Below are 19,131 nucleotides of genomic sequence, written 5' to 3' on the forward strand. Positions count from 1 at the left end.
AACCACGTGAGGTATTTTAAAAGGTTTTTTTAAGGTACGTACCTGAAAGTACCATACTAATTTGAAGAGTATTTTTTTTCAATGAAACTAACAACTGCCTGATTATAATTTGACAGTTCTTTAATCTTATCTTTCCAATCTTTACCAAAACTTACATTAATTGATTTTTCGTTGTTTAAATCTATATCAATGAAATGTCTGTAAAAACTTTGTCCAGTTGTATTTGTTTTATTACTACCTATTTTTTCAATTTCATTTCTTATAAATGCTCCTTCAATATTTTTTGGAGGTTGCTCTCCATTTGCATTTAATTCAATCCAGTATAACAATGCGTACCATTTTTCTGATATTTTTTTTTGTTTAGCCTCATTAGGAATATTGTTTTCAGTTTGTTGAGGTTGTATAATACTTTTACATACTTCTCGTATCTCGATACACTTGGAATAAATTTTATCAACTTTTAAGCTTTCAATATATTCCGAATTCTTACTTCTATTTTTAAATCCTATTTCTAACAGATGACTGATTTTGTTATCGGTATAATGAAAGTATTCAAGCTTTGCACTTACACTCCCCGAAGACTTCCCACCCTTTGAGTTAACATATTCATACTGATAAAAAATTAACGGATTCGGTTTTGGTATTAATAAGTATTCGTTTCTTTTAATTTCAAAACTATCGATTATCTCAATCAACTTTTTCGCTTCAATTTTTGCAAAATCATTAAGGCTATTTTCTAAGAAATATTGCTTTAATTTTTCAATATCAAATAAAGGTTCATCTGAACACACTAAAAAAATTTCTTTTATTTTCAGATTATTTACTAAGCATAACCTTTTATAAAAATAATCTATCTGCAAATTAAGTTTTAAAAGAATATTAGTTTCTTGCTTAACTGCTTTTGTTTCAAGTTCGTTTATTAAAGCTAACTCTTTAAAATCAATTGCTTTTTCTAAATCGTTTTTAACATTTTCAAAGTGACTTTTCAAAGGACTTTTATAAATATCAATGGTTAAAACATCATTGAGATTATAAACACAATTACCAAATAATGAGATGCAATAATCTTTAATATCATTTGCTTTTTGAAACTGCTTATTTCTTATGTAATGTTTGACAATTTCAGAATAGTACTTAATAGAATCTAACCTTCGTAAAATCTCATTTTCTTGTATGTGTATTGATGTTTTAAAACCAGCATTATTTGTTTTTTTATAACCGCTTACCGCTTTGAATAAACCCATTAAATCCTGTGCCAAAAAGAGTAAATATTTATTATAAGTACTTAATTTATCTTGTGTTTCAGCATCATAACTTTTATTAGCTAAAAGGTTTCTATCTATATTCTTAAACCATTCATTAAAATTATTACCTAAATAAATATTATTTGGTGTTCCGTCTTCATTTCGTTTAATCATTACCTCATCAAAATGATTTTCGTTGTATGATTCTAAGTAAATATCTATCTCGTTATCTTGTTGAGGTTGTTCAATTGATACCCTTAAATCTGTTTGGGGTTTAATTTTATTTAAATTCTTTTCTTTTGCTTTTTTCTTTAAAAATTTAAGAATAAGTCTAATTGAGTTTTTTAAATTGTGTGAGTTAAAAACAAACTCATCAAATGAAAGATTTTTAAACAAATTAATTACATACATCACATCGGGTCTTACCTCCTCAACTGCAACATATCCATTTTCATTTTCTTCGCTTACATAGAAAAAATCATCGATTGTACCCTCTGCAAAATAGAGATTACCATAATCGAAATCATTAATATTAATTACTTGAAATTTGTTTTTTTTATGCAATAAATCATCAGGAATACATTTTATAGAATTAATAAGATTAAAGTAAAACTCGTAGTTGTTTTTTTCATCTAAAATAAAATGACTAGTATCGTAATCAATATGAATTTTTAAATGATTAGATAACCTACTCTCGTATAGTAATTCATACTCCTTTAAACTCAACACAATCGGTTGATAGTAGTCCTTAATAGAAACTTTCTTTATCAAACTAAAATTCTGAAAAGCATCTTTAACCTTTTCAGAATTTGAGTTTTTCAATTCGGTTAAAATTCTCAACTCTTCTAATTTTTTTAATGCTTCATTATACCAATTTATAAATGAAGCCTTTAAATCGGTGTTTTCAATCTGTAAAATACCAAAACCATACATAATAGCTTTTTTGGTAAAGTTTAGCCAATTAAAGCTATTATTGGGCGTATACTCATTGTACAAATTGTATTGATTTTGGATATACTCAATAAATTCAGATTGATTCGTTAAGGTTCTTAATTTACTGTAAAAATGTAATCCATTTGCGTGCAACAAACTATTTACTGCCCGAATAAAATCTTCTTTATTTTCAAAATCGTTTTCAAGTTTTTGATAAGCCTGTTTGATTCTGTTTTTATTTGTATCACTAAAGTAAAATAGTCCCTTTTCAAAAACCATTTCTTTAAAAATTTGGTCTTTTTCTTTTTCTGAAATCATATTTTGTAATAAATAATGTATGTAATGTACCAAATGCACGTTAAAAAACAATCTTTTTTTCTTAAAAATAGTTAGTCAGTTCCATTGCAATATCCTTATTGCTTTTGCCTATGTAGTTTAAAAACATTGCTTCTGTGCTATGTCCAGTAACATAAATCAAAAACGAGGTGGGTATAATTCCATAATTATTTGTAGCAAAAGAACGTCTTCCGATGTGAGAAGTTACAAGGTCGCATTTTTCAAAAACTCCAGTTTCTTTGCGATAAATTCCGCTTTCGGGTGCGGTTTCAGAAATTACACTTCCATTAACCTTTTGAGTTATCTTTGCTTCTCTACATACAATTTTAATATAGTCATTGTATTTTTGGTCTGAAATTGCTCTCGGAAACTCTCCATTTCTTTTGCTTAAAATATCCATTACTTTTTGTGATAATGGTACGGTCATTTCTTTGCCAGTTTTCTTTTGAGTAAACTCAATCAAAGGCTTTAAAACACCCTCTTTATTCTTTTCAAAACGTATCATTTCTTTTGTAAATCTCATAAAGTCTGAAACCCTTTGCCCTGTATAACAAGAAATCAAAAGCCAGTCCCTCGCATTGTCTAAATGTTCAACTAAACCGCTAGTTTTTTCAATTGCTTCTAATTCGTTTACAGTCAAATAAATGCTTTCAATTTTATGATATTTCACTTTGATACTGTCTAACTGGTAACTGGTTTCAAGTCCGTTAGATTTTGCGTGTTTACAAATGGTTTTAATAAATCGAATTGTTCTTGCTATGGTGTTTGGTGCATAACCATTCGACAAACAATAATTTTCAAAATGAGTTTTAAAGTTTGTATCAATATCGGTAAGTAAAAGATTTTTTTTGTAGTGGCTTTGATACCTTGTTAAAAGCTGTTTAATAACATTACATTTCTTAATTGTGCTTTCGGTTACTTCGGTACGTTTCGCATCAATGTAATGAAGTAAGTATTTATTAAGTTCCGTTGGTAGCTTTTCGGCTTGTTGAGGTGGGTTGTAATAATAGTCAATTTGAGTTTGTAACCATTCTTTGTTTATCTCATCAGGATTAACAGAATTAAACGCATTTAAAACGTGGTTTTCAATTTTATTAAGTTCGGTGTTAACTTCAGTTTGTCTGTTTGAAATATCAATATCCTTTGACTTCTTTTTGTGTTGCTTATTCCAGTAATCTTTTAAAACTTCAAACTTTGTGTTTGCTCCAAAAACAAAATCAGTATCATTGAAACGATACAATAACCTCAAATGTAAATTTGCTTTTTCTTTAGTTGAGCGATACAAAAAATTAACCGTTGCCATAAATTGAAATTTTAGTCATACAAATATAAATAATCTGTACGGCATTTGTACGGCTAAATGCAAATTGTTTCAATTTGTTGCAAACTAAATAAAAAACAATATATTTGTAAAAGCTTGTAAATATTGATTTTAAAATAAAATATTATGCTTTTTATAGGGATTCAGAAAACAGTAACTTTGCATTTATAGTAGTCCCATCTTCTCCACAAAAAAGCCTTAGAAACTTATGTTTTTAAGGCTTTTTTTTATTTTTATCTCAAAAGCAAAAAAGGAGTTCTTTTTGATTCGCCTTTTCTTTTAACTTTATAATTCTTTTATTTGTAGCCCATAATAATCAACAGTACAAATCCACGCTATTATAGCAAAATCGTTCTCCCAAACCATTTTGATTTCACTGCTGTTTGTCTTTATTGTTAAATCCATCATTTCGAAATCTTCAATTGATTTACATAGGGATGATATAACTGATTCATCCGTTTTTGGCTCAGTAAATTTGAAATCATAAAACTGTAAAGCCTTTTTCAACTCGCGATATACTTTTGCATAAGCGACGGTGTTAGGCTTCATAATCAGGGCGTCTTGTTTAACACCTGAAATATACCATTGACCTATTATTGCTTTTTTTCCTAGTTTTTCACTTGAATGGTAATCTGTTGATTGAGCAAAAGCATTTGCTGCCAAAAACAATATGAATGTTGTAATAAGTGTTTTTACCATTTTCTTTTATTTTAAAGATAATTAAAATTACTACAATTTAGGTAAATACCTAATCACTAAATTTAGTGATATTTTAAATTTATCCTTGTTAAACTAAAATGTAAAAACATCTTATGAAAAACAAAAAGTCCTGTCTAGCCCTGATCGCAGCGGCATCCTTTGCTTTTTTCCTTTAAAAAAGCAAAGATATAGCGTAGAGCAGGTCGAGGCGTGGTTATGGAAAGGAGAGGATCTGCTCTAAAAAGGAAACAATTTATTTGTAGTTTATAGGCCCTACATGATTCATCACGCGTACGATTTTGGCTTTTCGATTGTTGATGTAAGAAGACGAACTTGTGGCTTTGTATTTGCGTGGGTTGGGTAAAATAGCGGCTATTCCTGCGGCTTGCATTTTGGTCAAACTCGACGCGTCTTTTCGGTACCAATATTCTGTCGCAGCATGGGCGCCATACACCCCATCACCCATTTCGATGCTGTTCAAATAGACTTCCATAATGCGTTTTTTACCCCAAATGATTTCGATTAGTACGGTAAAATAAGCTTCTAATCCTTTGCGCAAGTAACTTCTTCCTTGCCATAAAAAGACATTTTTGGCAGTTTGCTGCGAAATAGTGCTTCCTCCTTTTATTTTACGGCCTCTTTCGTTGCTTTTATAGGCTTTTTGCATCGCCAAAAAATCAAATCCATTGTGGGTCAAAAAGGTTCCGTCTTCACTAGCGATTACGGCTTTTTGTAAATTCATTGAAATGTTTTCGATGGGTTCCCAATCATGGCTAAAATGATTCTCTTTTCCATCGGCTACATTTTCAAAAAAACGAATCACCATAAGCGGCGTAAATGGAACGGGAACGAATTTAAACACCACCACACTAAAGATAGAAAGCCCAAAAAACCAAAGCATGGCTTTGAAAAGAAAGCGTTTCACTTTACTTCCAAAACTAGTTTCTTGCTTCTTTACCGGTTTTTTTGGAGTTGCTTTTTTTGAGGTAATCTTGGTTGCCATTATACTAAATCTGCTAATTCGGTTCCTATTAAACTGCCAATTGCTACGCCCATTCCGCCCATGCGAACCCCACAATAAACATTTTGGGACAGATTCGTTACTATGGGATTCTTGCTTGCGCCTATGCCCATAATACCGCTCCAACGGTGTGCAATTTCAATTTCTTGATTCGGCAAAATTACTTCTTTTAATAACTGTTCCAATTTTTTTTGAATAATTTCGGTTTGCCCCATTTCGTTGGTGGTTTCTTCTTCAAAAGCCAAGTTTCGACCACCGCCTAACAAAATTCGGTCACCAATATTTCTAAAATAATAATACCCGCGATCCAAATGAAAAGTTCCTTTAATGTCCAAATTCGGAATGGGTTCTGTAATCAGCACCTGCGCCCGTGCGGGTTTTACTTGTCCTTGTGTGAGTTCGGCAGCGAAACCGTTGGTAGCAAACAATAACTTTTGGGTCACAAAACTAAAATCACCCAAGGCTACTTCAACACTTGAACCCTTATCCTCAAACCCTGTAACCGTTTGCTGATTTAGAATCAAAATATTCGCCGCTACAGCTTGACGCAACAATTCTTGCATCATATTTCCGGTATCAATTTGTCCTTCGAAAGGATTAAAAATTAAATATTCTTTTGTCCCTTTAAATCCAAAACGGTCCACTTCCTTGGTAAAAACGCCACCTCTAAAAATAGGATTCAGAATTTCATTGACAAAAGGCATTTTGTTCACACACTCAGTGTACAAACTTTCCTCCTCTTCCAAAAACAATTCATAGCCGCCAAAAGGTTTGTAATCCAAAACCGCATCAGGAATCCGTTTGCGCAACAATTGCAAACCCGACCAACGCTTTTGCACCAAAGCAATTACCTCTTCTTCGGCATGTGTTTTTAAATCTTCTACAATCTCCGAAAGACTTCCAAAACAAGCAAAACCAGCGTTTTTGGTACTGGCGCCTTGTGGTAACATTCCTTTCTCTAACACCAAGATTTTAGCAGCAGGAAATCGTTCTCTCAACCGCAACGCGGCGTGCAAACCCACAATTCCACTACCCACAATCGTATAATCTACGTCGGTAAACCAATTTTTTATTTCCCAATAACTCAATTGCATCTGTGAAAATTTTTTATAAAAATAAGGATTTTTTGGAGCTATTTCCAGCTGTCCACTGTATCTTTTCTATTTTAAAGAAAAATAGAAAAGGATGCCGTTCCCATCTGGGCTAAAATGAGGTGCACCACAAGATATTTGATTTACAGAATTAAAATCAGCGCCAACAATAAAATTCAAAATGGAACACGAATTACGCGGATAAAACGGATTTTACACGTTTCACAATTGAATGTAAACTCATCAAATCCGTCCTAATCTGCTTCATCCGTGGCATCTGTGGTTCATTAGTTTGTTTGACAAGCTTTTTTTAAAGCAAGCATTGAGATTACCATCCAAAACAAGTCAATTTAAATGATTATTTTTACGTTTTTAAAATTGAAAACAATGAAAAAGATTCTTTTATTAACCTTATCCATGATGAGTTTGACAACAATGGCTCAAAACACACTGACTCCCGAGCTGCTCTGGAAACTAGGTCGCGTAACACCTCTAGGTCTTTCAAAAGACGGAAAAAACGTTATTTATAAAGTTAGCACACCCTCTGTGGCTGAAAACAAATCCAGTTCTAAACTGTATTCCCTACCCATCGAAGGCGGAAATGCCACTGAAATTAAAGACACCAAAGGTCTGCTAAACGACAAAAACACCTCACCTGATGGAAAATATCTAGTCTATAACGAAGAAGTAAAAATCGACAAAGTTCACGGCAAAGATTTCTATCCCGAACTGGAAAAATCAAACGTACAAATCTACAATGGACTCGATTACCGCCATTGGGACACTTGGAATGAAGGTAAATTCAACCACGTTTTTTACAAAGAAAATAAAGACGGTGCTACAGGAATCGATATCCTAAAAGGAGAAAATTTCGATAGCCCACAAAAACCTTTTGGTGGCGACGAAGATTATATCTGGTCACCAGACGGCAAAAGCATTTTGTACGTATGCAAGAAAAAAGCAGGCACGCAATATGCCATTTCTACGAATACAGATATTTACGAATACCAACTCGAATCCGGCAAAACCATCAACCGAACTGAAGGTAATTTAGGGTACGACACGGCACCTCAATTTTCGCCTGCGGGTCACTTGACTTGGTTACAAATGAAACGTGATGGCTATGAAGCCGATAAAAACGACATCATTGTAGATTTCAAAGGCATCAAAATGAACCTTACCGCCAATTGGGACGGAAGTGTAGACCAATTTATGTGGAGTCCAGACGGAAAGAACGTCTATTTTATAGCTGCCGTAGACGGCACCAAGCAATTGTTTGCAGTGAACTTCCCTGGAATGACTAGAATTGCGGTAACCGCTCGCCAAATTACCAATGGTGATTTTGATGTAAGCGATATTATTGGCTTTTCTGGCGACCAAGTCTTGGTCACTAGAACCGACATGAATCACGCTGCTGAAATTTTTTCTTATACTCTAAAGAAAAACACTTGGAAACAATTGTCTAATGTGAATACAGCAACGTACAACACTTTGGCTTTAAGCAAAACTGAACGCAGATATGTTACCACAACGGATGGCAAAAAAATGTTGGTTTGGGTAATTTTACCTCCGAATTTTGATGCAACTAAAAAATACCCTACTTTATTATTTTGCCAAGGAGGACCACAGTCTCCGTTAACACAAAGCTATTCGTTCCGTTGGAATTTCTCTTTGATGGCCGCTCAAGGCTATGTAGTAGTAGCACCAAACCGCAGAGGAATGTACGGCCACGGACAAGAATGGAACGAAAAAATATCGGGTGATTGGGGCGGACAAGTGATGGACGATTATTTATCAGCGATTGATGACGTCGCCAAAGAATCGTATGTAGACAAATCACGTCTGGGATGTGTAGGCGCTAGTTACGGTGGCTATTCTGTGTTTTATTTAGCTGGAATTCACAACAACCGTTTCAAAACATTTATTGCTCACGACGGCGTTTTCAATACGCAGAGTATGTTTGGCACCACCGAAGAAGTCTTCTTTAACAACTGGGATTTTGGAGGCGCGTATTGGGAAAAAGATAATAAAGTAGCACAAAAAACCTACACTACTTTTAACCCAATCACCTTGGTAGACAAATGGAACACCCCAATATTAATTATACAAGGAGGAACTGATTTTAGAGTGCCGATTGGACAATCCCAAGAAGCCTTTCAGGCAGCACAATTAAGAGGCATCAAAAGTCGCTTTTTGTACTTCCCTGAAGAAAACCACTGGGTATTGCAACCTCAAAATGCTCAAGTTTGGCAAAGAGAATTCTATAAATGGTTGAAAGAAACCTTATAGTTACCCACAAAAAAACCTCGCAAATTGCGAGGTTTTTTATAGTAATTATTTCCCATCTATTCTGGATCATTCATTTTGAAAGTATCCATAAAGGCAGTAGTGTAATCTCCTGCTATATAACGAGGATCATCCATTAACTGTCTGTGGAAAGGAATAGTAGTTTTGATTCCTTCAATTACGAATTCATCCAAAGCTCTACGCATTTTGCTAATCGCTTCTTCACGAGTTTGCGCAGTAGTAATCAACTTGGCAATCATCGAATCGTAATTTGGTGGAATAGTATATCCAGAATACACGTGAGTATCTAAACGAACTCCGTGTCCGCCTGGCATATGTAAGGTGGTGATTTTTCCTGGAGAAGGACGGAAATCATTGTAAGGATCTTCCGCATTGATACGACATTCGATAGCGTGTAAATTTGGGAAATAATTCTTTCCTGAAATTGGCACACCTGCCGCTACTAATATTTGCTCACGAATCAAGTCATAATCTACTACTTGTTCAGTGATTGGGTGTTCTACTTGGATACGAGTATTCATTTCCATAAAGTAGAAATTACGGTGTTTGTCTACTAAAAATTCAACAGTTCCAGCGCCTTCGTATTTAATGTATTCTGCAGCTTTTACAGCAGCTTCACCCATTTTAGCACGTAACTCATCAGTCATAAATGGTGATGGAGTCTCTTCAGTTAATTTTTGGTGACGACGTTGTACAGAACAATCTCTTTCAGAAAGGTGACACGCTTTACCGTAAGCATCTCCCACTACTTGAATTTCAATATGACGCGGCTCTTCAATTAATTTCTCTAAATACATTCCGTCATTACCAAAAGCGGCTGCCGATTCTTGACGAGCACCTTCCCAAGCTTTCAATAAATCTTCTTCTTTCCAAACGGCACGCATTCCTTTTCCTCCACCACCAGCAGTTGCTTTCAACATAACTGGATATCCAAATTCTTTGGCTAATGCTGCTGCTTGTTCGTATGATTCAAGAATTCCAACAGATCCTGGTACACAAGGTACTCCTGCTTCGATCATTGTCGCTTTTGCAGAAGCTTTATCTCCCATACGATCAATCATTTCAGGAGCTGCACCAATAAATTTAATACCGTGTTCTTGGCAAATTTTTGAAAACTTAGCGTTTTCCGAAAGGAATCCATATCCTGGGTGAATGGCATCGGCATTAGTAATTTCTGCTGCTGCAATAATATTTGACATTTTAAGGTATGACAAATTACTTGGTGCAGGTCCGATACAAACGGCTTCGTCAGCAAATTTTACGTGTAAACTTTCAGCATCTGCAGTAGAGTAAACCGCTACTGTTTTGATTCCCATCTCTCTACACGTTCTAATAACCCTAAGAGCAATCTCTCCTCTATTTGCTATTAATATTTTTTTAAACATCTTGTTTTTTTTAAAATTACAAATTCCAATCTTCAAATTCCAACGTATTGGATTTTGTGATTTGTCTATTGGAATTTTTAAAAATTATGATGGATCTACTAAAAATAAAGGTTGGTCAAACTCTACAGGAGACATATCGTCTACTAAGATTTTCACTATTTTTCCTGAAACTTCCGATTCAATTTCGTTAAAAAGCTTCATTGCTTCAATTACGCAAAGAACATCACCTTTAGCGATTGTGCTTCCAACTTCAGCAAAAACTGGTTTATCTGGAGCAGGTTTTCTATAGAAAGTACCAATAATTGGTGATTTGATGGTAATAAATTTTGAATTATCCTCTTTTGGCGCTGCTTCTGGTGTTGCAACAACTGGAGCAATTTGTGGTATAACTGCTGGTTGAATTGCCGCTTGAGTTGGTAATTGCTGAACGTAAGTAGTTTCTGTTACATTACCTTCTAAAGTTGTTCTAATTGTGATTTTCACATCATCCATCTCTAACTTAACCTCAGCAACTCCAGAATTTGCTACAAATTTGATTAGGTTTTGAATTTCTTTTAAATCCATAATTGTTTTGTTTTTAGTTTTAATTTATTTTGTGTCGTAGGCCCATTTTAAATAAATAGATCCCCAAGTAAATCCTCCTCCGAAAGCAGCAAATATAATATTATCTCCTTTTTTTAGTTTCTTTTCAAAATCATGAAGTACTAATGGCAAAGTTGCTGATGTTGTGTTCCCATAACGCTCGATATTCACTAAGACCTTTTCTTCTTCAAGGTTCATTCTGTTGGCCGTAGCATCGATAATCCTTCTGTTGGCTTGGTGAGGTACTAACCAATCAACATTTTCATTGGTTAAATTATTTCTTTGCAAGATCAAATCACTTGCATCAGCCATATTTGTTACAGCATATTTAAAAACTGTTTTACCGTCTTGGATGATATTGTGCATGTTTTCTTCTACCGTTTGAGCCGATGTTCTAAGAATAGAACCTCCTGCAGGAATTTTCAAGAAATCACGACCTACGCCGTCGCTTCTTAAATATTCATCTTTCAAACCATAGCCTTCATAATTAGGCTCGAATAAAACGGCTCCAGCACCATCTCCAAAAATAATACAAGTGGCTCTGTCAGTATAATCAATAATAGAAGACATTTTATCTGCTCCTATTAATAGTACTTTTTTATATCTACCTGATTGAATGTAAGCTGCAGCTGTAGACATTCCGTATAAAAAACTAGAACAAGCAGCTTGTAAATCATATGCAAAAGCATTTGTTGCCCCTATTTCTGTTGCCACATAAACTCCTGTTGAAGCTACAGGCATATCAGGTGTTGCGGTTGCCATAATTACCATATCAATTTCAAGTGGATCGATATTGGCTTTTGCTATTAAATCTTGAGCGGCTTTTATGGCCAAAAATGAAGTTCCTTTTCCTTCTTCCTTTAATATTCTTCTTTCTTTAATTCCTGTACGAGTAGTGATCCATTCATCATTGGTATCAACCATGGTTTCCAATACTTTATTAGAAAGCACAAAGTCAGGAACATACCCACCTACTGCGGTAATTGCTGCGGTAATTGCATTCATTGTGTATGACTATTACTATCAAATATTGCTACTTGATTTTTTAATTTAAAAGACCTGAAAATTACAAAATTTATTCTAAAAGTACTGTTTTAGCTTTTCTTATTTTAGAAAATTATAAACAATAAAAAAAACTCCCACAAAGTGAGAGTTCTACTATTTTTTGCCAAAACGTATTAAGCAACAGCTACAGATTTATCGATAACAACTTGCCCTCTGTAGTACATTTTACCTTCATGCCAGTAAGCTCTGTGGTACAAATGTGCTTCGCCAGTGATAGGACAAGTAGCGATTTGAGCTACAGTTGCTTTGTAATGTGTTCTTCTCTTATCTCTTCTTGTTTTCGAGATTTTTCTTTTAGGATGTGCCATTTTACTATATTATTTATCCGTTAATAGTTGCTTTAATTTGTCCCATCTAGGGTCAATATTATCTTGATTCTCTTGTTGTGTATTCTCTTTATTCTTCTCTTTTACTTCTTTTTTTGCAGTCAATATTTTAAGCTTTTCTAAAGCTTCTGATTGCAAAGTACCATCTTTTACCCCTGGATGAACTCTCTTTAAAGGAATTGACAACACTATCATTTCATAGATGTACTGTGCAATATCTAGCTCAAATTCTCCAAATGGCAAAATTAATAACTCTTCGTTGTCATTATTAAACGTTTCTCCGAAACGAACAATTAATTTAATTTTACCTTTTATCGGTAAATCAAATTCTTCCCCTGTTAAATCACAAGGTACTTGAACGGTTCCTTTGTGTTTAAAATCTAATTCTAATAAATTCGCTTTTTTTTCTAAAACTACATTTACTTTGATGTTTGATTTTTCAAACTCACTAAAGTCAAAGATCTCAAAGAACGAATTATTGATTTGGTATTCAAATTGATGTTTCCCTAGCTTCAATCCCACGAATGGAATTATGAATTCTTTTCTCTTGTTCATTTCATCAACAATTTTCCCTATTCTGAATTGTCTGAATCGGGGTGCAAAGATATAAAATTATTATAAATCTAATAATGTTATTCACCTTTTTTTGTTTATAACTGTTTTTCTTTTGATTTCAGTGGATTTGAACTCACTTCTTCATGTTGCATTCTTGATTTATAGATATCTATAGCCAGATAAACCGCTTCTTTAAAAGAAGTAAAATCCGCTTGATTTTTTCCCGCAATATCAAAGGCTGTACCATGATCAGGCGAAGTTCTTATCTTATTCAACCCTGCGGTATAATTTACTCCTCGACCAAAAGACAAAGTCTTAAATGGAATTAATCCTTGATCATGATAAGTAGCAATAATGGCATCGTATTTCTCATAATGATTGCTTCCGAAAAAACTATCCGCAGAAAAAGGCCCAAAAACCAAAGTCCCTTTGTCGAATATTTTCTTCAACGTTGGCTTAAGCAACGTATCATCCTCGGAACCAATCACCCCCCCATCGCCACAATGCGGATTCAAACCTAGCACAGCAATTTTAGGCTTATTGATACTAAAGTCTTTAATTAAAGTTTGTTTTACCGTTTCGATTTTCTTTTTAATTAACTCCTCAGTCAAATGTCCAGCAACTTCATTCAATGGTACATGATCAGTTAGTAAACCAACACGCAAATTATCATTCACCATAAGCATTAATGCATCGCCTTCTAACTCTTGCGCTAAATAATCGGTATGCCCTGGAAATTTAAAGCTATCCGATTGAATATTGTATTTATTTATTGGAGCTGTAACTAAAACATCTACGATTCCTTCTTTTAAGGCTTTGGTTGCCGCCACAAACGACTTGATAGCATATTCACCCACTTTATCATCATTGGTTCCTAAATTTAAATCCACACCTTCTCGCCATAAATTATAGACATTAATTTTGCCTAAAACTATTTGATCTAGTTTATCAATACCATGAATACTCGAAGTAGATTCAATGCTTTTCTTCAAAAAGGAAACAATTTTTACATTAGCAAAAATTACTGGAGTACAAAATTCCAACATTCGAGCATCCTCAAAAGTTTTTAAGACTACTTCGCTTCCAATACCGTTTAAATCTCCTATCGAAATTCCAACTATTATATTTTCTGCTGTTTTATTCATGAGCTCCCGTTTTTTATTGCTAATTTTGAACTGCAAATTTAGTAAAATAAAATAAGAATGTTTACAGGAATCATAGAAACCCTTGGCATTGTAACAGAAATAAAAAAAGAGCAAAACAACCTGCATCTTACCCTATCTTCTGACATTACACCCGAGCTAAAAATAGACCAAAGTGTTGCGCATAATGGCATTTGTCTTACAGTAGTCGCTATAAACGGAACCCAATATACAGTTACCGCCATAGGCGAAACGATTAACAAAACCAATATTGGTAGCTGGAACGTCAATGATGAAATCAATCTGGAACGAGCCATGAAATTAGGTGATCGTTTAGATGGTCATATTGTACAAGGACATGTGGATCAAACCGCCACTTGTATCGAAGCCAACGAAACGAATGGAAGCTGGCACTACACTTTTGAATACGATCCTAACCGCAACAACATTACTATCGAAAAAGGATCCATAACCGTTAATGGTGTAAGTCTAACAGTTGTCAATTCAGAAAAAAACAAATTTAGTGTTGCCATCATTCCTTATACCTACGAACACACGAATTTTCATAATTTCAAGGTAAATACAATTGTAAATCTAGAATTTGATGTAATCGGAAAATATGTTACCCGTTTGCATGCATTGAACTAAAATCAAATTCCAAGTTAGAAATCTTATTGGCTATAAAATAAAAAACCCCAAGTTATCTTGGAGTTTTTGCTTTTAATTTATTGCTAATGACATAAAAGCCATAAAGAATCGAAAGAATAACCAATATACCTATATAATCATCAATTGGTAATTTTGGCGGTGGTGGCGGTGTTCTTCTGGGACTTGGCGGTGTTGGAGCTGCATATAATGACATATTACCAATCAAAAGCAACAAAAACCCAGCTATTATTTTTAATTTGTCTTTCATAAATATCCGCATATTAGCAAACTAATTCCTTATTTGCTTGGCAAAATAAGGAATATTTTTATTGATAAAAAAATAAAAAGCTTATTTTTATCAGAAAACCCTTCTTGAAAATTTCAAGAAGGGTTTTCTTAGTTGTGGTCCCACCTGGGCTCGAACCAGGGACCACCTGATTATGAGTCAGGTGCTCTAACCAGCTGAGCTATAGGACCGGTTAAGAGTTTGCAATATTACTATATTTTTTGGTTTAGACCAAATATTTTAGTCGTGGATTTTGAATTATATCATTATTCGCAAACCCCTCAAACGGAATCTACTGATAATGAAGCAGTATAAAAATTCAAATAACTATCTAAATTTCTTGACACAATTCTATTAAAACGCCATTTGTACTTTTGGGATGCAAAAATGCAACCCATTTATTGTCGGCACCTCTCTTTGGTGTTGGATTTAAAACCACAAATCCTTCGCTTTCCAATCTTGCTATTTCCGCTACAATATCGGTTACATCAAAGGCAATATGATGAATCCCTTCTCCCTTTTTCTCAATAAATTTAGCAATGGGACTTTCTGGATGAGTCGCTTCTAATAATTCTATTTTATTAGGGCCATTTTGAAAAAAAGCCGTTTTTACTCCTTCAGAAACAACTTCCTCTTCTTTGTAAGCAGGAGCGCCAAATAATTTTTCAAAAAGTAAATTGGATGCTTGCAAATCTTTGACCGCTATTCCTATGTGTTCAATTTTATTCATTTGTCTCACTATTAAAACCGCAAATATACCAACTATTGATTGACATACGTTTTGAAATAACCGCATTCTTCAATGACCTCTTGATAGTATTTAGTATCCGAATAATTTGTTTTCAATTTTACAAAACCATCAAACGCAACAAAATTTACTTTTTCCTCTGGAATCTCCCAAACATTCGCAATCGCACTATACTTCTTGTTATAATATTCGTTTCGCTCACATTTGGCTATCATGTAGATGCATTTCGCTTTCTGTTCTTTGTTATTGGCTGCCTCAAATGCTTTTTGATAATACATTTTGGCTAGGCTACAATCCGTAATCATTTTTTTGATTGGCTCTCTAAAACTATAAGGGCTAGAACCATAGCCCGAAATTTTGGATTCATAAAAAACACGGGCATTACCAAAATGAGTGATATTATAAAAGGCATTGCCTAACAACAAACTATTGGTATATACCTCTTCCTTAGCCGCAATCTTATCTTGCATTGTTTTGATAGTGGTCAGAAAATCCAATTGCGAATACTTCTTTTTTTGATACGCCACGTGATCGCAATCGTGACAATCTTTGATTCCTCCATTAAAAGGATTCCCATAAAAAATCATATTTTGAAGCGAATCGGATTGCTTCATGAACTCGATAGCCGCAGGTATATCATTTTTGTAAGTGGCTTTGACCGCTTGAAAATTATTTATATCTGCTAATTTTACATCATACACACTTTGTGCTACTTGTTCTAAGTCTGTTTTGTTTGTTTTGGTTAAAAAGGCTTTCATGGCTTGCAAATCGGCAGTGGCGTCATAAAAATTATTTCCATAGCCCCAATAATATTGATTATCAGTACCATCAAACAATTCGGCCATCACTCTGTTGCCGCTAGTTCTGTATAGCGCTGCTAGATATTTTTTACTCCAATTGGATGCATTTTGGTATCTGAATTCTGGCATTCCTTTTTCTTTGGGCAGTTCGCGATATAACCAATTTAAATCTTTGATAATCGTCTTTTCATTTTGAGCAGTTAGCTTTTCTATTTTACTCAAATTATTTACAAAACGAAGCAAACGCAACTGATCATTGGCTAGTTTTTTCGGTGGCATTTTTTTCTCAACTTTGGCATAAATAACCTCTGCTTTCGCGAAATCTTCTCTTAAGGTATATAAATACCCCAAAGCCATATCCCACAAATACGGTTGAGCCGTGGTTCCAGCAGTCGCAATTTTGGTTACTAAGCCTAAAACTTTGGCTTCAATCTTCTTTTTATTGTCCAATTTATTTTCAGTAACCGTTTGTCTTTTTATATCATTATTTTGCTCTGTTTTAGAGAAAGAATGATTCATATTTTGTTCTGTCTTGTTAATCAAACGCGTCAAGAGATAATCCAAATGGGTAGATTTTGGATCTAATTCAAAGATTTTCTCTATAGCACGCACCTCGTCTTTGTAATATCCTTGAATCGCCCAAAGTGCTGCTTTTTCTTTATTATCTTTGGCCATAGCCAGAGAAGCGTTCCAATCTTTTTCGTCTTGTGGATGAAAATTATATGCCGAAACAACTCGCATTTCCGGGCATTTATCAAAAACTACCGCATAGAGATAATTAGACTTAGCATACTCTTTTTCTTTATAATAAAATCCTGCCAAGTAAGACAAAGCACGATAATACAACACATTTTTCGGAACAGTTGCTTCTGTTTTTTGAAAAAAATCAAAAGCTTCTTTGCGATAATCACTATAAAAATAAGCCTTCAACGTTTGAAACCAATACCTGTTTTTCAGAAAGGCATCTTTGGTGTTTTTGTAATTATTTTCGATTGCTATTACTGTTTGAATCCCTTTGAACGTTTTTACTGGAACGGGATCATAACTCCAATAATCCGTGTTTACAGAAACCGTTTCAATTTGTTTTGCGAGGTACAAAAAGTCGATAAAGCTTTTAATTTTTGAGTCTTTTAACTTCAATTTGGATTCCCATTGCACGACGTTTTTTGTACTCTTTTTGGTTTTATAAAAAGCATAAATATCTTGAACCGCTACAGCGCTACTGTCCAACAAAAAGTAACCAACAGCAGCCGAATCCGCTTTGCCTTTTAGATACGTTTCCCAATCAGTTCGAATCGATTCGTTGAACCTCGTGTTATAATTTACCTCAAAGCCAATAGAATAAAAAACGTCCCCAGACAAAAACAAGGGTTCGTAGGAGGCATCTACAAAGGTTTCGGGAGTGAAATTAGAATCAAATGAAAAATTATTATAATCACCATCAGAACAGGCGTAGATTATTCCATACACCATAAGTAAAACGGCACTAAAAAACAGCAATAACTTGCTCAAAAATTGATTTTTCATAGTTATTAAAATTGAATTGATCTAAATCGTAAAATAGTATTTCTTTAGGAGATGCTTTGGTATTTTCTTGCAAATCAGCAGCCATTTCTAGCAAATCGGAAGACGAAATCGCTTCTAATTTTAAAATATCATTTTCTTGATAAAAAACTCCATTTTTGTAATTAGATTGTATGACTCTAAAATATTTTTCGTTTTCACGTTTAAAATTTTTATCCTCTAATAAATTAGCAACGCTAAGTTTAGCCCGAACGCCTATTACTTTTTGGTTTTGAATATGAATAAACCAAGAATAAATAGGCAATGCAAAATTGAGTGGTAGCGGATATTTCTTAACACTTTCCAAATACTTTTCGGCAATTTTTCGGTCATAAATCGAATTGAGCGAATCATGAGCAATTTTTCCCATGTTGTAATACATCAAAACACCCGAATCTACATTAGGGATTTTGGTTTTTTTGAAATATTTTACCTGATGCAATCGAATGGTTGCTGAAATTCTTTTTTGGGATACTTTTTTAAAAACCTCAACAAACTCCAAGTAGCGTTCTTTGGTACTCAATGTCCAATCGCAATCCAGCTGAATCTCTTGACAATTTATCCCATTAGAAGCATTAATTCTTGTGATTAAATTGGCTGTTTTATGCGCTATCTCTTTTACTGCAATTGTTGAATCTAAAAAAATCTGGTTCTTGATGTAAACCACAGGAACTACTGTAAATTGCTTAATAGGTGTTTTAAAATGAATCGGACTTGTGGGATAAACTTGATGAGAAGCAACGTTTATCGCAAGATCAAAATAACGTACATAGAGTTTTTGAACGTTGTTTAGCATCAATACTTCTTGTTCTTTTGGCGTTAATTCAAAAATGGTTTTCCAATAATAAAAGGATATAGCCGGTTTTTTGCTAGGTTGGCAAGCCAAAAGCAAAAGTAATAAAAGCGCAAAACCCAATTTATTTTTCAAAAGGTATAAGAATTAATAGTCTTAACAAATATATTAATAACCAGCACGTAAAACATCAAAAGCCTAAATTTTACTATAAAAGATATGCCAATAAATCGCTAAATAATTTCGATTACAGTAAATATAATTGTTATTTTGTACTTTCTAATGT

The 19,131-nt window shown here is 33.9% G+C and carries 17 protein-coding genes and 1 tRNA gene; 2 read left to right on the top strand and 16 right to left on the bottom strand.

Annotated features, from left to right (window positions below; all coding sequences use genetic code 11):
• Window positions 1-56: 56 nt before the first annotated feature.
• The 5 genes from FLB_RS09475 to FLB_RS09495 form a co-directional block, all read right to left on the bottom strand.
• A complete protein-coding gene (locus FLB_RS09475; protein WP_064715714.1) occupies window positions 57-2,495 on the bottom strand; it encodes a hypothetical protein in 2,439 nt (812 codons plus the stop codon).
• A gap of 61 nt (window positions 2,496-2,556) precedes the next feature.
• A complete protein-coding gene (locus tag FLB_RS09480) occupies window positions 2,557-3,816 on the bottom strand; it encodes a tyrosine-type recombinase/integrase (protein ID WP_064715715.1) in 1,260 nt (419 codons plus the stop codon).
• 303 nt (window positions 3,817-4,119) lie between these two features.
• Window positions 4,120-4,533 carry a hypothetical protein gene (locus FLB_RS09485; protein WP_064715716.1) on the bottom strand — a complete coding sequence of 138 codons (414 nt, stop codon included), beginning with the start codon at window positions 4,531-4,533 and terminating at the stop codon, window positions 4,120-4,122.
• Window positions 4,534-4,786: 253 nt separating this feature from the next.
• Entirely contained in the window at window positions 4,787-5,536 is a 750-nt protein-coding gene (gene mtgA / locus FLB_RS09490; RefSeq protein WP_064715717.1) for a monofunctional biosynthetic peptidoglycan transglycosylase, read from the bottom strand.
• Window positions 5,536-6,648, bottom strand: a complete 1,113-nt coding sequence (locus FLB_RS09495; RefSeq protein ID WP_064715718.1) for an NAD(P)/FAD-dependent oxidoreductase — start codon at window positions 6,646-6,648, stop codon at window positions 5,536-5,538. Before FLB_RS09495 ends, mtgA begins: the two co-directional genes overlap by 1 nt.
• Before the next feature lie 384 nt (window positions 6,649-7,032).
• On the opposite strand from FLB_RS09495, the gene FLB_RS09500 reads away from it, so the two are divergent.
• Window positions 7,033-8,934 carry a S9 family peptidase gene (locus FLB_RS09500; RefSeq protein ID WP_064715869.1) on the top strand — a complete coding sequence of 634 codons (1,902 nt, stop codon included), beginning with the start codon at window positions 7,033-7,035 and terminating at the stop codon, window positions 8,932-8,934.
• A 56-nt stretch (window positions 8,935-8,990) separates the two neighbouring features.
• Here FLB_RS09500 and accC read toward each other — a convergent pair whose 3' ends face one another.
• The 6 genes from accC to pdxA form a co-directional block, all read right to left on the bottom strand.
• Complete coding sequence (accC, locus tag FLB_RS09505; protein ID WP_064715719.1) at window positions 8,991-10,337, bottom strand: acetyl-CoA carboxylase biotin carboxylase subunit; 1,347 nt, start codon at window positions 10,335-10,337, stop codon at window positions 8,991-8,993.
• An 84-nt stretch (window positions 10,338-10,421) separates the two neighbouring features.
• A complete protein-coding gene (accB, locus tag FLB_RS09510; protein ID WP_064715720.1) occupies window positions 10,422-10,901 on the bottom strand; it encodes an acetyl-CoA carboxylase biotin carboxyl carrier protein in 480 nt (159 codons plus the stop codon).
• A 24-nt stretch (window positions 10,902-10,925) separates the two neighbouring features.
• Window positions 10,926-11,924: a beta-ketoacyl-ACP synthase III gene (locus FLB_RS09515; RefSeq protein ID WP_064715721.1), complete on the bottom strand. Its 999-nt coding sequence runs from the start codon at window positions 11,922-11,924 to the stop codon at window positions 10,926-10,928.
• Window positions 11,925-12,097: 173 nt separating this feature from the next.
• A complete protein-coding gene (gene rpmF / locus FLB_RS09520; RefSeq protein ID WP_007137315.1) occupies window positions 12,098-12,292 on the bottom strand; it encodes a 50S ribosomal protein L32 in 195 nt (64 codons plus the stop codon).
• Window positions 12,293-12,301: 9 nt separating this feature from the next.
• Window positions 12,302-12,865 (bottom strand): YceD family protein, encoded by a 564-nt coding sequence (locus FLB_RS09525; protein ID WP_064715722.1) that lies wholly within the window; start codon window positions 12,863-12,865, stop codon window positions 12,302-12,304.
• Between the two features lie 95 nt (window positions 12,866-12,960).
• Window positions 12,961-14,010, bottom strand: coding sequence for a 4-hydroxythreonine-4-phosphate dehydrogenase PdxA (gene pdxA, locus FLB_RS09530; protein WP_064715723.1), 1,050 nt, complete (start codon window positions 14,008-14,010; stop codon window positions 12,961-12,963).
• Between the two features lie 57 nt (window positions 14,011-14,067).
• Between pdxA and FLB_RS09535 the strand changes: the two genes are divergently transcribed.
• Complete coding sequence (locus FLB_RS09535) at window positions 14,068-14,655, top strand: riboflavin synthase (protein ID WP_064715724.1); 588 nt, start codon at window positions 14,068-14,070, stop codon at window positions 14,653-14,655.
• A 52-nt stretch (window positions 14,656-14,707) separates the two neighbouring features.
• Here the strand turns inward: FLB_RS09535 and FLB_RS09540 are convergent, their stop codons facing one another.
• The 5 genes from FLB_RS09540 to FLB_RS09560 all read right to left on the bottom strand — a co-directional run bounded on the left by FLB_RS09540 (window position 14,708) and on the right by FLB_RS09560 (window position 18,980).
• Window positions 14,708-14,923, bottom strand: a complete 216-nt coding sequence (locus FLB_RS09540; protein WP_064715725.1) for a hypothetical protein — start codon at window positions 14,921-14,923, stop codon at window positions 14,708-14,710.
• 135 nt (window positions 14,924-15,058) lie between these two features.
• Window positions 15,059-15,132 (bottom strand) — tRNA-Ile (locus FLB_RS09545).
• 140 nt (window positions 15,133-15,272) lie between these two features.
• Window positions 15,273-15,671 (bottom strand): methylmalonyl-CoA epimerase, encoded by a 399-nt coding sequence (gene mce, locus FLB_RS09550; protein ID WP_064715726.1) that lies wholly within the window; start codon window positions 15,669-15,671, stop codon window positions 15,273-15,275.
• Between the two features lie 32 nt (window positions 15,672-15,703).
• Window positions 15,704-18,016: a hypothetical protein gene (locus FLB_RS09555; protein WP_064715727.1), complete on the bottom strand. Its 2,313-nt coding sequence runs from the start codon at window positions 18,014-18,016 to the stop codon at window positions 15,704-15,706.
• A complete protein-coding gene (locus FLB_RS09560; protein ID WP_064715728.1) occupies window positions 17,976-18,980 on the bottom strand; it encodes a hypothetical protein in 1,005 nt (334 codons plus the stop codon). Before FLB_RS09560 ends, FLB_RS09555 begins: the two co-directional genes overlap by 41 nt.
• Window positions 18,981-19,131 lie beyond the last annotated feature (151 nt).

The organism is Flavobacterium succinicans (assembly GCF_001662485.1).
In the GTDB taxonomy this organism is placed as follows: Bacteria; Bacteroidota; Bacteroidia; order Flavobacteriales; family Flavobacteriaceae; genus Flavobacterium; species Flavobacterium succinicans_A.

Coding starts and splice junctions, on each gene's coding strand:
- FLB_RS09495 (WP_064715718.1), bottom strand. CDS start 6,648: ATGCAATTGAGTTATTGGGAAATAAAAAATTGGTTTACCGACGTAGAT.
- FLB_RS09555 (WP_064715727.1), bottom strand. CDS start 18,016: ATGAAAAATCAATTTTTGAGCAAGTTATTGCTGTTTTTTAGTGCCGTT.
- FLB_RS09525 (WP_064715722.1), bottom strand. CDS start 12,865: ATGAACAAGAGAAAAGAATTCATAATTCCATTCGTGGGATTGAAGCTA.
- rpmF (WP_007137315.1), bottom strand. CDS start 12,292: ATGGCACATCCTAAAAGAAAAATCTCGAAAACAAGAAGAGATAAGAGA.
- mce (WP_064715726.1), bottom strand. CDS start 15,671: ATGAATAAAATTGAACACATAGGAATAGCGGTCAAAGATTTGCAAGCA.
- FLB_RS09535 (WP_064715724.1), top strand. CDS start 14,068: ATGTTTACAGGAATCATAGAAACCCTTGGCATTGTAACAGAAATAAAA.
- FLB_RS09485 (WP_064715716.1), bottom strand. CDS start 4,533: ATGGTAAAAACACTTATTACAACATTCATATTGTTTTTGGCAGCAAAT.
- mtgA (WP_064715717.1), bottom strand. CDS start 5,536: ATGGCAACCAAGATTACCTCAAAAAAAGCAACTCCAAAAAAACCGGTA.
- FLB_RS09500 (WP_064715869.1), top strand. CDS start 7,033: ATGAAAAAGATTCTTTTATTAACCTTATCCATGATGAGTTTGACAACA.
- accB (WP_064715720.1), bottom strand. CDS start 10,901: ATGGATTTAAAAGAAATTCAAAACCTAATCAAATTTGTAGCAAATTCT.
- accC (WP_064715719.1), bottom strand. CDS start 10,337: ATGTTTAAAAAAATATTAATAGCAAATAGAGGAGAGATTGCTCTTAGG.
- FLB_RS09480 (WP_064715715.1), bottom strand. CDS start 3,816: ATGGCAACGGTTAATTTTTTGTATCGCTCAACTAAAGAAAAAGCAAAT.
- pdxA (WP_064715723.1), bottom strand. CDS start 14,010: ATGAATAAAACAGCAGAAAATATAATAGTTGGAATTTCGATAGGAGAT.
- FLB_RS09515 (WP_064715721.1), bottom strand. CDS start 11,924: ATGAATGCAATTACCGCAGCAATTACCGCAGTAGGTGGGTATGTTCCT.
- FLB_RS09540 (WP_064715725.1), bottom strand. CDS start 14,923: ATGAAAGACAAATTAAAAATAATAGCTGGGTTTTTGTTGCTTTTGATT.
- FLB_RS09475 (WP_064715714.1), bottom strand. CDS start 2,495: ATGATTTCAGAAAAAGAAAAAGACCAAATTTTTAAAGAAATGGTTTTT.